This is a genomic window from Castellaniella daejeonensis (assembly GCF_039523555.1).
Lineage (GTDB): Bacteria > Pseudomonadota > Gammaproteobacteria > Burkholderiales > Burkholderiaceae_B > Castellaniella > Castellaniella daejeonensis.
In genome coordinates, this window is the sequence record NZ_BAAAFN010000015.1 from 426,246 (window position 1) to 438,458 (window position 12,213).

General features: G+C 68.4%; 11 protein-coding genes. 6 read left to right on the forward strand and 5 right to left on the reverse strand.

The features are described 5' to 3' along the window. Positions 1–35: 35 nt before the first annotated feature. Positions 36–659: a YqaA family protein gene (locus ABD022_RS11705; protein WP_325124541.1), complete on the reverse strand. Its 624-nt coding sequence runs from the start codon at positions 657–659 to the stop codon at positions 36–38. Between the two features lie 29 nt (positions 660–688). After that, positions 689–2,638 (reverse strand): sensor domain-containing diguanylate cyclase, encoded by a 1,950-nt coding sequence (locus ABD022_RS11710; protein WP_325124542.1) that lies wholly within the window; start codon positions 2,636–2,638, stop codon positions 689–691. Between the two features lie 211 nt (positions 2,639–2,849). On the opposite strand from ABD022_RS11710, the gene ilvA reads away from it, so the two are divergent. Beyond that, a complete protein-coding gene (gene ilvA, locus ABD022_RS11715; RefSeq protein ID WP_325124596.1) occupies positions 2,850–4,358 on the forward strand; it encodes a threonine ammonia-lyase, biosynthetic in 1,509 nt (502 codons plus the stop codon). A gap of 45 nt (positions 4,359–4,403) precedes the next feature. Here the strand turns inward: ilvA and phoR are convergent, their stop codons facing one another. After that, a complete protein-coding gene (phoR, locus tag ABD022_RS11720) occupies positions 4,404–5,744 on the reverse strand; it encodes a phosphate regulon sensor histidine kinase PhoR (protein WP_343821421.1) in 1,341 nt (446 codons plus the stop codon). Continuing rightward, entirely contained in the window at positions 5,741–6,436 is a 696-nt protein-coding gene (gene phoB, locus ABD022_RS11725) for a phosphate regulon transcriptional regulator PhoB (RefSeq protein WP_325124544.1), read from the reverse strand. The genes phoR and phoB overlap by 4 nt, the downstream gene beginning before the upstream one ends. A gap of 185 nt (positions 6,437–6,621) precedes the next feature. On the opposite strand from phoB, the gene ubiE reads away from it, so the two are divergent. From ubiE to rfaE2, 5 genes are all read left to right on the forward strand, one after another. Further along, positions 6,622–7,395 carry a bifunctional demethylmenaquinone methyltransferase/2-methoxy-6-polyprenyl-1,4-benzoquinol methylase UbiE gene (gene ubiE / locus ABD022_RS11730; RefSeq protein ID WP_325124545.1) on the forward strand — a complete coding sequence of 258 codons (774 nt, stop codon included), beginning with the start codon at positions 6,622–6,624 and terminating at the stop codon, positions 7,393–7,395. Between the two features lie 200 nt (positions 7,396–7,595). Beyond that, the gene (locus tag ABD022_RS11735; RefSeq protein ID WP_325124546.1) at positions 7,596–8,564 is read left to right on the forward strand and encodes a Tim44 domain-containing protein; all 969 of its coding nucleotides are present in this window, start codon (positions 7,596–7,598) and stop codon (positions 8,562–8,564) included. A gap of 183 nt (positions 8,565–8,747) precedes the next feature. After that, positions 8,748–9,374: a ubiquinone biosynthesis accessory factor UbiJ gene (locus ABD022_RS11740; protein WP_343821422.1), complete on the forward strand. Its 627-nt coding sequence runs from the start codon at positions 8,748–8,750 to the stop codon at positions 9,372–9,374. After that, a complete protein-coding gene (ubiB, locus tag ABD022_RS11745) occupies positions 9,368–10,933 on the forward strand; it encodes a ubiquinone biosynthesis regulatory protein kinase UbiB (RefSeq protein ID WP_325124548.1) in 1,566 nt (521 codons plus the stop codon). The genes ABD022_RS11740 and ubiB overlap by 7 nt, the downstream gene beginning before the upstream one ends. After that, positions 10,933–11,412, forward strand: coding sequence for a D-glycero-beta-D-manno-heptose 1-phosphate adenylyltransferase (gene rfaE2 / locus ABD022_RS11750; RefSeq protein ID WP_325124549.1), 480 nt, complete (start codon positions 10,933–10,935; stop codon positions 11,410–11,412). The genes ubiB and rfaE2 overlap by 1 nt, the downstream gene beginning before the upstream one ends. A 61-nt stretch (positions 11,413–11,473) precedes the next feature. On the opposite strand, the gene ABD022_RS11755 is transcribed toward rfaE2, so the two are convergent. After that, on the reverse strand, positions 11,474–12,154 hold the full coding sequence (locus ABD022_RS11755; RefSeq protein ID WP_343821423.1) for a protein-L-isoaspartate O-methyltransferase family protein: 681 nt from the start codon (positions 12,152–12,154) through the stop codon (positions 11,474–11,476). Positions 12,155–12,213: the final 59 nt, after the last annotated feature.

Genomic DNA, 12,213 nt, shown 5'->3' on the forward strand with positions numbered 1-12,213 from the left:
TTCTTTGCGCCTCGTGAGGCGAAGGGGCACGCCGCTCACAGCCAGCCGCTGACCCACGGCCAGGCGTGCAGCAGGGCGGCCGTCATGACGACGTAGCGCAGGCATTTGCCGACGGCCATATAGAACACGCAGGGCCAGAAGGGCAGGCGCAGCCAGCCGGCCACGGCGCACAGCGGGTCGCCGACGACGGGTAGCCAGGACAGCAGCAGCGTGGGTGGCCCGAAGCGGTGGAACCATCGGGCGGACAGCGCATGCCAGCGGCCGCCGGGCGAGGCGTGGCTTGCCGGCGGCGCCGCCGGGCGGGACGGCGTTGCGTCATCGGGGACCGGATCGGATGGGGCGCAGCCGGAAGGCGGGGTGGGCGGGTCGCCGTGATCGGCTGCCTGCCGGGCCCGCCAGCGGTGCCAGGCGGCCTCCGCGCCAGCGCCCATGGCGTAGCTGATGGCGCCTCCGAGCGTGTTGCCCGCGGTGGCGACCAGGACGGCGGGCCAGAACATGGCGGGGGCGATCTGCACGTAGGCGAAGACGGCCGGCTCCGATCCCATCGGGAGCAGCGTGGCCGACACCAGGCTGACGAGGAACACCGCGGGCAGCCCGATCCGGGGCAGCGCGAACAGGGCCAGCAGAGTGTGGATCGAGGATTGCAGCCAGGCTTCCATGGTGGTGGAGTGTAGCCCGGCCGGGCCGGCTACGGCCGTACCGTCGGAGCCGCCCGGTCAGTCTGCGCAGTGGGCAGGGGTTCCCAGCGAAAGCGGTTCTTGCCGGATTGCTTGGCGGCGTACATGGCGGCGTCGGCGTGGGCCACCAGGGTATCCGGGTCCTGGCCGTGCCGGGGGTGGATTGCCGCGCCGATGCTGGCGTGGACATGTACCTGGATGTCATCGGTCAGGTCGAAGGGCTGGGACAGGGCTTCGAGGATCGTGCGGGCAACCCGTTCGCAGCCTTCGAGGCTGTCCAGGCCCGACAGGACGATGCCGAACTCGTCGCCGCCGAAGCGGGACACGGTGTCCTCGGAATCGGCGCGAACGCAGTGCTCCAGCCGGCGGGCCACCTGCTGCAGCAGGATGTCGCCGATCGTGTGGCCATGGCTGTCGTTGACTTCCTTGAAGCCGTCCAGGTCCAGGTACAGCACGGCCGCCAGGCCGTTGTGTCGGTTCGCCGCCTCGAGGGCCCGGGCGCAGCGGTCCTGGAACATGACGCGATTGGGCAGGCCGGTCAGCGAGTCGTGCAGGGCATCGTGCGACAGGCGGGTTTCCAGGTTCTTGCGCGCCGTGATGTCTTGCACGACGGCCACCAGGAAATCCGGCATGCCCGCCGCATCGCGCACGACGCTCAGGGCCTCGCAGACCCAGAGCGTGCTGCCGTCGCGGCGTCGGTAGGGCTTCTCGATTTCGGGCGGGGGGCCCAGGAAGTGCGCCGTCAGCCGGCCTTTCAGGAAGGCGCGGGTCTTGTCCCGGTCGCCCGGTGCGACCAGGTCGAACAGGGTTCGTTCGAGCATCTCGGGCGTGTCGTAGCCCAGCATGCGGCAGAACTTTTCGTTGACTTCCAGGAAGCGGCCGTCGGGCGCAATGCGGGCGATGCCCATGGCCGCCTGATGGAACGTGGCGCGGAACAGGGCCTCGTTGGCTTCCAGGGCCTCGGTGGCCGCGCGCTGGCGCAGCGACACGAAAAGGAACAGGGCGGCGAGGGCGAGCAGGGCGGCCGTGGCGCTGCCTGCCAGGATCAGGTAGGTGGTGCGGCGCTGCCGGACGGGCCGCAGGACCTCGGCGTAGTTCGTGCCGACCGTGATCATCAGCGGATAGCTGTCCATCGTCCGGTAGCTGATGATGCGGGTGATGCCGTCGATGGAATTGCCGTCGTCCACGAACGAGCCTTCCGGCTGGGTGGCCTGGCGCAGGTTCCAGGGATGCTTGCCGGCATCCAGGCCGTAGGTGGTGTGCTCACCGATCAGGCGGCTGCGCAGGACGCCATCCAGCCCGGCGATTTCCAGCATGTCGGAGGGACCCGGGCGAATGCCGCCGTAGAGCGTGGCGAGGTTGGCCGGATCCACCGACAGGACCACCACGCCGCCGAAACCGCCGTCCGGCCTGGTGATGCGCAGGGACATGGGAATGCGCCACTGGTTCGAGATCCGGCCCAGCACGGGGTGGTCCAGGTAGAGGGTGTCTTGCGGGTTGTCGCGCTGCTGCGTGAAGAAATCGCGGTCGGCGTAATTGACGGGGCTGAGGCCTTGCGTGCTGGTGACGATGGCGCCGGTCTCGTCGACGATGCTGAGGATGGTGAAGGCCGAGTCCCGGATGATGCGGTGCCGGGCCCAGCGCGTCAGATCCAGGCCGGCGCCTTCGCGCAGGTATTGCTGGCGGGCGAAGACGGCAATCTGCTCGGCCTCTTTCAGGGTGCGGGTCACCTGCTGTTCCAGTGCGATCGCCAGGTTGGCATTGGAGCGCATGGCAGCGGCCACGGCCTGGGCGCGCTCGAAGGTGGCGCGCTGCAGGGTGGCGATCCAGATCAGGATAATGGCTGCGATGCCGACCAGCAGGATCAGCAGTTGCAGGAGCGACAGGCTGGGCAGCCGTGGTCCGATCCTGTCGGGGACCTGCGGCTTGCGGGGGCTGCCCTGCCTGGCGGGCAGTGTCATCAGAGGGTTCTCCCATCCATGTCCGGCGCGGACGGCGCTGGAATCCGCCTGTCTTGAGTGACAGAACTTTACGGCGTGACACCAAGTTTGTCGAGCCTGCGGCCTGTGTGCGGATCGGCTCCTGGCCGGCGCGCGGGCTGCGCCGGGCGCGGATCGGGGGACGCGGCCCTATGATATTCTTTTTGATTCCGTGTCCAATTGCGCCTGCGCCATGTCCGTCGATTACCTGAAACGCATCCTGACGTCCAAAGTCTATGACGTCGCCCACGAGACTTCACTGGACCTGGCGCCCCGGATTTCGAAGCGGATCGGCAACACCGTGCTGCTCAAGCGGGAAGACACCCAGCCCGTGTTCAGCTTCAAGCTGCGCGGCGCCTACAACAAGATGGCCCACCTGAGCCAGGATGAGTTGCGGCGCGGCGTCATTGCCGCGTCGGCCGGCAATCATGCCCAGGGGGTCGCGCTGGCGGCCAGCCGCCTGAAGTGTCGGGCGGTGATCGTCATGCCCGTGACCACGCCCCAGGTCAAGATCGACGCCGTGCGCGCCCTGGGCGGCGAAGTCGTGCTGTTCGGCGACAGCTTCACCGATGCGGCCGAGCACGCCGCCGAACTGCAGGCCCGCGACGGCCTGACGTTCGTGCACCCCTTCGACGATCCCGATGTGATCGCCGGCCAGGGCACCGTGGGCATGGAAATCCTGCGCCAGCACCCCGGTCCCATCGACGCGATCTTCGTTGCCATCGGCGGCGGCGGGCTGATCGCGGGGGTGGCTGCCTATATCAAGCAGCTGCGCCCGGAAATCAAGGTCATCGGCGTGCAGACCGTGGATTCCGACGCCATGGTGCGCAGCGTCCAGGCCGGGCGCCGGGTCCGGCTCGCCGACGTGGGGCTGTTCTCCGACGGTACCGCGGTCAAGCAGGTGGGCCAGGAAACCTTCCGCCTGGTGCGCGAATACGTGGACGATTTCGTCACCGTCGACACCGATGCCGTCTGCGCGGGGATCAAGGACGTGTTCCAGGATACGCGCAGCGTGCTGGAGCCGGCCGGCGCCCTGGCGCTGGCCGGGGCCAAGCGCTATGCCGCCCAGAACAAATGGAAGGGCAAGACCCTGGTGGCCATCACGTGCGGCGCGAACATGAATTTCGATCGCCTGCGGTTCGTGGCCGAGCGTGCCGACGTCGGCGAGGCGCGCGAGGCCCTGTTCGCCATCACGCTGCCGGAAAAGCGGGGCAGTTTCCTGCGCCTGTGCGAAGCCGTTGGGCAGCGTGCCGTCACCGAATTCAACTACCGGATTTCCGATGCCGAACTGGCGCATGTCTATGTCGGCCTGCAGATCCGCTCGGAATCCGAAATCGAGAAGCTGGCGGCGCATTTCCGCAAGCTGGATTTCCCCACCCTGGACCTGACCAGCAACGAAATGGCCAAGACCCACCTGCGCTACATGGTGGGCGGGCGTTCGGGCCTGGCCGAAAACGAAGTGCTGTACCGCTTCGAATTCCCCGAGCGCCCCGGCGCCCTGATGAAGTTCCTGGGGGCCATGAATCCGGACTGGAACATCAGCCTGTTCCATTACCGCAACCAGGGCGACGACTACGGGCGCATCCTGGTGGGCATCCAGGTGCCGCCCGCCGACAAGAAGGCCTTCAAGGAATTCCTGTCCACGCTCGGCTATCCGTGCTGGAACGAAACCGACAATCCGGCTTACCGCCTGTTCCTGTAACCGCGCGGCTGCTGTTGCCGCACCGCCGTGGCGGGTCCGTCCGAATCAGGCGTCGCGGGACGCCGATGGGGGCTGGGCCGGTGCCGCAGGGGCGTCGGGCGGGCAGACCCGCGCCGGCGGAAACAGGATGCTGAAGAGGCTGCCTTCCCCCGGGGTGCTCCGGATGTCCAGCACGGCTTCATGGCGCATGGCAACGTGCTTGGCGATGGCCAGGCCCAGTCCCGTGCCGCCCGTGGCGCGCGAACGGCCCCTGTCCACCCGGAAGAAGCGTTCCGTCAGGCGGGGGATGTCGTCTGGCGCGATGCCGATGCCGGTGTCCCGGACCCGGTAGGCGGCGCCCCCGTCCGGGGTCGGTTCCCACGAGACCGTGATGGCGCCGCCCGCCGGTGTATAGCGGACGGCATTGGTCAGCAGGTTGCCGATCGCCGAGGCCAGCTCGGTGTCCTGGCCGCGGATGTGCAGGGTCTCGTCCAGATTGGTGTCGAAGGCATGCTGTCCTCCTGACAAAGCCTGCGCCTGGGCCAGGGCGGTGCGCACCAGGGCCGTGACCGAAACAGGGGTGCCTTCCCGGTTGGGGCTCGATTCCAGCGAGGACAGCGTCAGCAGGTCGGCGACCAGGGCCTGCATGTTGCGGGCCTGCTGGGCCATCAGGTCCAGGTAGTGGCGGCGCTGTTCTTCGGTCAGGGCGTCGCCGGGCATGTCCTGCAGGGTCTCGACGAAGCCCGACAGGACGGTCAGGGGCGTGCGCAGTTCGTGGGATACGTTGGCGACGAAGTCCTTGCGGGTGTTTTCCAGCCGCTCGATCTGGGTGATGTCGCGCGTGACCATCAGGAACTGGCCCACGCCATAGGGGGCCAGGTGCAGCGACAGGGTGCGGGCCTGGCTGCCGTGCCCCAGGTGCAGGATCAGGGGGCGGTCCCAGGCGTCCTGGCTGGCGTAGCGGGCGAATTCCGGCGCGCGCACGATGTTCAGGATGCTGTGTCCGCGGTCCCTGTCCAGGTCCAGGCCCAGGTGGCCGGCCGCCGCCTGGTTGCACCACTGCAGCGATTTCCCGGCATCCAGTGTCAGCGCGCCGTCGGGCAGGGCCTCGGCAGCCAGCAGGGCGCGGTGGAAGCTGCGCGTGCGGTCCTGCAGGTCCAGGCGGTTCTGCTTCAGCTTGCGGTAGATGGGCGCCAGGATTTCGTCCCAGGGGCCGACCGAGGGCGGCGGCGGCTCGTCGATGGCGCGTACCCAGCGGGCGATGCGCGACAACTGCAGGCCGCTGATCAGCACCATCAGCAGCAGGCCCAGGGCGAAGACGGCCCAGCCGGTGGCGGCCCCCAGCCAGGCGCCCAGCAGCCAGCCGCCCAGCGCCCAGAGCGCGATGGAAACGAGGGTTTTGCTCATTGCGAATGTGTGGTGCTGAAACAGTAGCCCGCCCCGCGTGCGGTCTGGATGACGCCGTCCAGGCCAGCGGGAGACAAGGCCTTGCGCAGGCGACGGATGTGGACGTCGACCGTGCGCTCTTCGACGAAGACGTGGTCGCCCCAGACCTGGTCCAGCAACTGGCCTCGGCTGTACACGCGCTCTGCATGGGTCATGAGAAAGTGTAGCAGGCGGAATTCGGTGGGCCCCATGGGCAGGATCTGGCCGTTGCCCGACACGCGCCGGGAATCCGGCTCCAGCCGCAGTCCGCCGGCCTCGATCGGATCCGGTGTGTGTTGCGGCGCGCGCCGGCGCAGCAGGGACTTGATGCGCGCCAGCAGTTCGCGCGGAGAGAAAGGCTTGGTGATGTAGTCGTCGGCCCCGGCCTCCAGTCCGTCCACCTTGTCCTGCTCGGCGCTGCGGGCGGTCAGCATGATCAGCGGGATGTCGCGGGTGCGGGTATCGCTGCGCAGCTGGCGGGCCAGGCGGATGCCGGGCTGGTCGGGCAGCATCCAGTCGAGCAGGATCAGGTCGGGCAGGACACGCTGGATCTGCTCCAGCGCCTGGTGCGCGTCCGGGGCGGTGCGCACGCTGTAGCCGGCGTGCTGCAGATTGACTGACAGCAGTTCCCGGATGGCAGGTTCGTCTTCGATGAGCAGGATGGTGGCGGGCATGGGGGAAGTCTCGCAAGGCGGCGAGGCCGGGCTGGGGTCTCGCCGTTCCGGCCGCGGGCAACGCGTTCCGGCACGGTTGTCATCTTACGGTCGCATTATTTCATTGATGTGACGCTGTCACATGGCGGATTCCGTGACGGGTTTTTCGCCGTCGACGAGGTCCGATGCGGTACGATACGCGGATCATGAGTACATCCCGCACATCCGCACCCGGCGCCGGCCAGGGTCAGCAGACGCATTTCGGCTTCGAGACCGTCCAGGAATCGGAAAAGGCCCGCCGCGTGGCCGAAGTCTTCCATTCGGTGGCTTCGCGCTATGACCTGATGAACGACCTGATGTCGGCCGGACTGCACCGCATCTGGAAAGCCTTCACCATCGGCCGCGCCCAGGTACGCCCGGGCATGCGCGTGCTGGACATCGCCGGGGGCACCGGCGACCTGGCGCGCGCCTTTGCCCGCCGCGCCGGCCCCGAAGGCGAAGTCTGGCTGACCGACATCAACGACTCCATGCTGCGCGTGGGCCGCGATCGCCTGCTGGACCGCGGCGTGGTGGTGCCGGTATCGGTCTGCGACGCCGAATGCCTGCCGTTCCCCGACCGGTATTTCGACCGGGTGTCGGTGGCGTTCGGCTTGCGCAACATGACGCACAAGGATCGTGCCCTGGCTGAAATGCGTCGTGTGCTGAAACCGGGCGGCAAGCTGCTGGTGCTGGAATTTTCCCGCGTGGCGCCCGCGCTGGCGCCCGCCTACGACTGGTATTCCTTCAACGTCCTGCCGAAAATGGGCCAGCTGGTGGCCGGAGACGAGGCCAGCTACCGTTATCTGGCCGAGTCCATCCGCATGCACCCGGACCAGGAAACCCTGGCCGGCATGATGCGCGAAGCGGGGCTGGACCGGGTGCAGTTCTTCAACATGACGGCCGGCGTGGTCGCGCTGCACGAAGGCGTCCGGCTCGGCTGATCCATTTCGCTGCGCCGTCCGGCGCGGCGTTCTTCTTGTCGCGCCAGCCGAAGGCCGCCCGTGGGCGGCCTTCGGTCATCTCATTGCGAGCAGATGTTTCCACGCTGCGGGCTTGAACGATCTGTGGTAACTTTCACGTTCATTCAGCTTTCTGTCAGGTTGCCGGCATGCGTTCCGGCCCTGCCATACCAGGAGACTCCATGAACCTTCGTCTACCCCGCTGGGCTGCCGCCGCGCTGTTGCTGATGGCGGCCCTGTCCCTGCTGGCCGTGACCCAGGATGCGCATGCTCGCCGCATGGGCGGCGGCATGAGCTTCGGCCGCCAGTCGACCAACGTCATCAAGCAGCGCCAGGCCGTGACGCCGCCGGCCGCGCAGACCACCCAGCGCGCCACGGCGCCGGCAGCCGGTGCGGCGGCAGGCACGGCGGCCGCGGGCACAGCGGCCAAGTCGGGCATGTCCCGCTGGCTGGGCCCCATCGCCGGCATCGCCGCCGGCCTGGGCATTGCCGCGCTGCTGTCCAGCCTGGGGCTGTCCGGCGCCTTCCTGGAATTCCTCTCCAGCGCCCTGCTGATCGGCCTCGTGGTCTTTGCCGTCATGTTCCTGGTGCGCCGCCTGCGGGGCGGCCAGCGCCCGCTGGCCACGGCCGGCGCCGCGCCGGGCAATACCTATCGCCAGTCGGCACCCCAGGATCGGGGCTTCGGCATGACGGAGCGCCCGGCGTCCGAGCCCGCGGCCAGCGGCGCCCCGGTGATCGAGGCCGCGCCGTCCGTCCAGGTCCAGGATCCGTCCTGGTTCATCCCGGCCGGTTTCGACGTGCCTGTCTTCCTGGACCAGGCCAAGCAGCAGTTCGTCCATGTGCAGTCCCTGTGGGATACGGGCAACCGCGACGGCCTGCGTGAATTCCTGACCGATGACCTGCTGGCTGAAATCACTCCGCGCCTGCCCAGTCCCGAAGAAGGCAACCGCACCGAAGTCGTGCTGCTCAATGCCGAGCTGCTGGGGATCGAGACCGTGGCTGGCGGCCACCTGGCCAGCGTGCGCTATTCCGGCATGCTGCGCGAATCGGCCGGGGCCGAGGCCTTCCACTTCGAAGAGGTCTGGAACCTGTACAAGGCCGACGGCGCAGGCTGGCTGCTGGCCGGCATCCAGCAGACCAACGCGCGCTGATCCACGCCCGAGCGGCTCGTGCGGCCGCCCACCCCTTGCCGGGGAGGGCGGCCGCCTGCATTCCGGCATGCGCAAAAGGCCGCGGGCCGGGTGCGCACGCATCCTGCGGCCTGCGTGCAGGGGGTGCAAAACCGGTAAACTGGGGCCTGCGCCCGATCCGGCGCACCCGCGGCCCCGTCGTTCATGATCATGCCTCTTCCCTTTCCCTTTCCCGCTCCTTCCGATGTCCTGCTCCGGGGGCTGAATGCGCTGCTGCACCGAGAACCCTGGGCGCGCGAACGGCTGGCGGCCCACGCCGGCAAATCGCTGCGGCTGACGGGCGGCGAGCCCTGGACGCTGCAATGCGCGATCGCATCCGACGGTTCGCTGCGGCCCTGCGACCGGGCCGTGGTGCCCGACGTGGTGCTGTCCATCCCGCCGGAGCGCCGCCGCGATCTGCCCGGCGCCTGGCGCAGCGAAGGGCTGGCGGGGGTCACGGGCCTGGCCCGTATCCAGGGCGATGCCGGGCTGGCCCACCTGGTGTCCGACCTGGCCCGCGGCCTGCGCTGGGACATGGAAGACGACCTGTCGCGCGTCGTCGGCGACGTGGCGGCAGTCCGCCTGACTCGGGGTGCACGCGAATTTGCAGGCGGCCTGCGGCAGGCCGTGCGCCGCGCGCAGGACAACATCTCGGAATACCTGGGCGAGGAATCCGGCCTGGGCATCCGCGGCACGGACTTCCAGGCCTGGGTATCGGAACGCCAGGCGCTCGAATCCCGGCTGGAGCGTCTCGATGCGCGCCTGCGCCGGCTGGAGGGCGGGACATGCTGACGTTCCTGCGCCTGGTCTACATTCTGTGGATCGGCCTGCGCTACCGGCTCGACGAACTGGTCCTGTCCGGCATCCAGCATCCCTGGGCGCATGCGCTGCTGAAGATCGCCTGCCTGGGCCGCCGCCCGCGCCGCGCGCGCGGCGAGCGCCTGCGGCTGGCCCTTGAAACCCTGGGGCCGATCTACGTGAAATTCGGCCAGGTCCTGTCCACGCGCCGCGACCTGGTGCCCCAGGATATCGCCGACGAACTGGCGCGGCTCCAGGATCGCGTGCCGCCGTTCCCGTCCGATCAGGCCGCCGACATCATCCATGAGTCCCTGGGCAAGGCGCCGCAGGACTTGTTCGCCCGGTTCGAGCGCGATCCCGTGGCCTCGGCCTCGATCGCCCAGGTGCATTTCGCCGTGCTGCACGACGGCCGCGAGGTCGCCGTCAAGGTCCTGCGCCCGGGCATGCGCGAAGCCATCGAGCGCGATCTCAAGCTGCTGCGCACGCTGGCAGGGCTGGTCGAGCGGCTGGCACCCGACGGGCGGCGCCTGAAGCCACGCGAGGTCGTGGCCGAATTCGACAAATACCTGCACGACGAACTCGACCTGATCCGCGAAGCCGCGAACTGCAGCCAGCTGCGGCGCAATTTCGGCCCCGACACCGGCCGGGCCCACCTGCTGCGCGTGCCGGAAGTCGTCTGGGAATACTGCGCCAGCCAGGTCTTCACCATGGAACGCATGCGCGGCGTGCCGGTCAGCCAGGTCGATCGCCTGCGCGCCCTGGGTGTGGACATCCCGCTGCTGGCCCGCCAGGGCGTGGAAATCTTTTTCATGCAGGTGTTCACGGACGGCTTTTTCCATGCCGACATGCACCCGGGCAACATCTACGTCTCCGACGATCCCGATACCCTGGGGCGCTACATCGCCCTGGATTTCGGCATCGTCGGCTCGCTGTCCGAATTCGACAAGAACTATCTGGCGCAGAACTTCCTCGCCTTCTTCCGGCGCGACTACCGCCGGGTTGCCCAGCTGCACATCGAGTCCGGGTGGGTGCCGCCCACGACGCGCGAAGAAGAACTCGAGGGTGCGGTGCGAGCCGTCTGCGAGCCGTATTTCGACCGGCCGCTGGCGGAAATATCCCTGGGGCAGGTGCTGCTGCGCCTGTTCCAGACCTCGCGGCGCTTCAACGTGGAAATCCAGCCGCAGCTGGTGCTGCTGCAGAAGACCCTGCTCAACGTCGAAGGCATGGGGCGCGAACTGGATCCCAACCTGGACCTGTGGCAAACCGCCAAGCCCTTCCTGGAAAAATGGATGCATCAGCGCGTCGGCCTGCGCGGCCTGCGCCAGCGCCTGGACCAGGAAGCCAGCCAGTGGGCCCAGATCCTGCCGCAGATTCCCCGCCTGGCCTATGCCCGCCTGAACCATCCCGACCCGGGGCCGGCAATGCGGACCGAGCTCGAACGCCTGCGCCGTGCCCAGGACCGTTCCAACCGGCTGCTGGCCGTGCTGTGCGGCATCCTGGCGGCCGGCCTGGGCGTGGCGGTCTGGGCGCTGACGCGCGGGGGCGGCGTGTGATGGCCCGCTTCGAATCCAAGATCCTTGATCGCGCGGCCTGCGAGCAGGCCGTGCGCAACGGCCGCTTCCCGCGGCCGCTGGTCTTCACCAACGGCGTGTTCGACATCCTGCATCGCGGCCATGTCACCTATCTGGACGAGGCGGCCGAGCTGGGGGCCTCGCTGATCGTGGGGGTGAACACGGACGATTCCGTGCGCCGCCTGGGCAAGGGCGACGACCGGCCGCTGAATGTCCAGGAAGACCGGGCAGCGCTGCTGGCCGCCCTGGCATGTGTGGACGGGGTGGTGCTGTTCCCGGAAGACACGCCGCTGGAACTGATCCGTGCCCTGCGGCCCGACGTGATCGTCAAGGGCGGCGACTACGACATGGATGCGCTGCCTGAAACTGCGGTGGTGCGCGGCTGGGGCGGACGGGCCGTGGCCATTCCGTTCGAGCATCAGCGCTCGACCACGGCGCTCCTGAAGAAAATCCGGACCTGACCGCAGGCCCGCCCCCTGGGGCAGGTTGCGGTCCGGATCCGGACTGGCGGCTTTGCAGGCCTTAGAACTTGAAGCGCGACCGCGCGGTGCCGCGCAGGGGCTTCACGTAGGTGTCGAAGATGGACACGGTGTCGAAATTCGCAGCGCTGGTGCGCGTGATGCGGCACACGGTCATGATCGGGTTGTGGCCGACGATGGCCACCAGGCGGCCGCCCACGGCCAGCTGGTATTTCAGCGCGTCGGGCACCGAAGGGACGGAACCGGTGATCAGGATGGCATCGTATTCGGCGGTGCCCCAGCCGGCGTGCGCGTCGCCGGTTTCCACGGTGACGTTGGCGACCTGGCTGCGCGCCAGGTTTGCCTGGGCAAAGGCCGACAGGCGGCTTTCGAGCTCGATACTGGTGACCTGCTGGCACAGGCGCGACAGCAGGGCGGCCTGGTAGCCCGATCCCGTGCCGATTTCCAGGACGCAGTCCGTGGGTTTCAGTTGCAGTTCTTCGGCCAGCTTGGCCTCGACCTTGGGGGACAGCATGGTTTCGCGGGTATCGACGCCGTCGATCACCAGTGGCAATTCCGTGTCCGTGAAGGCCAGGGCGCGCATCTGGGGCGGAACGAAGCGCTCGCGGGGCATGTCGAAGACGGCTTGCAGCACCCGTTCGTCCTGGACGTTCCAGGGGCGGATCTGCTGTTCGACCATGTTGAAGCGGGCACGATCGGCGTCGGTGATGTCGTTGACGTTCATGTCGCAGGGGTACCAGAGTTTGATTCGAGTCCGATTATAGGCCAGCAGCCCGCATGGCG

Excerpts from the sequence above, each read along its gene's own strand:
- ABD022_RS11705 (WP_325124541.1), bottom strand. The coding sequence starts at position 659 with ATGGAAGCCTGGCTGCAATCCTCGATCCACACTCTGCTGGCCCTGTTC.
- ABD022_RS11710 (WP_325124542.1), bottom strand. The coding sequence starts at position 2,638 with ATGACACTGCCCGCCAGGCAGGGCAGCCCCCGCAAGCCGCAGGTCCCC.
- ilvA (WP_325124596.1), top strand. The coding sequence starts at position 2,850 with ATGTCCGTCGATTACCTGAAACGCATCCTGACGTCCAAAGTCTATGAC.
- phoR (WP_343821421.1), bottom strand. The coding sequence starts at position 5,744 with ATGAGCAAAACCCTCGTTTCCATCGCGCTCTGGGCGCTGGGCGGCTGG.
- phoB (WP_325124544.1), bottom strand. The coding sequence starts at position 6,436 with ATGCCCGCCACCATCCTGCTCATCGAAGACGAACCTGCCATCCGGGAA.
- ubiE (WP_325124545.1), top strand. The coding sequence starts at position 6,622 with ATGAGTACATCCCGCACATCCGCACCCGGCGCCGGCCAGGGTCAGCAG.
- ABD022_RS11735 (WP_325124546.1), top strand. The coding sequence starts at position 7,596 with ATGAACCTTCGTCTACCCCGCTGGGCTGCCGCCGCGCTGTTGCTGATG.
- ABD022_RS11740 (WP_343821422.1), top strand. The coding sequence starts at position 8,748 with ATGATCATGCCTCTTCCCTTTCCCTTTCCCGCTCCTTCCGATGTCCTG.
- ubiB (WP_325124548.1), top strand. The coding sequence starts at position 9,368 with ATGCTGACGTTCCTGCGCCTGGTCTACATTCTGTGGATCGGCCTGCGC.
- rfaE2 (WP_325124549.1), top strand. The coding sequence starts at position 10,933 with ATGGCCCGCTTCGAATCCAAGATCCTTGATCGCGCGGCCTGCGAGCAG.
- ABD022_RS11755 (WP_343821423.1), bottom strand. The coding sequence starts at position 12,154 with ATGAACGTCAACGACATCACCGACGCCGATCGTGCCCGCTTCAACATG.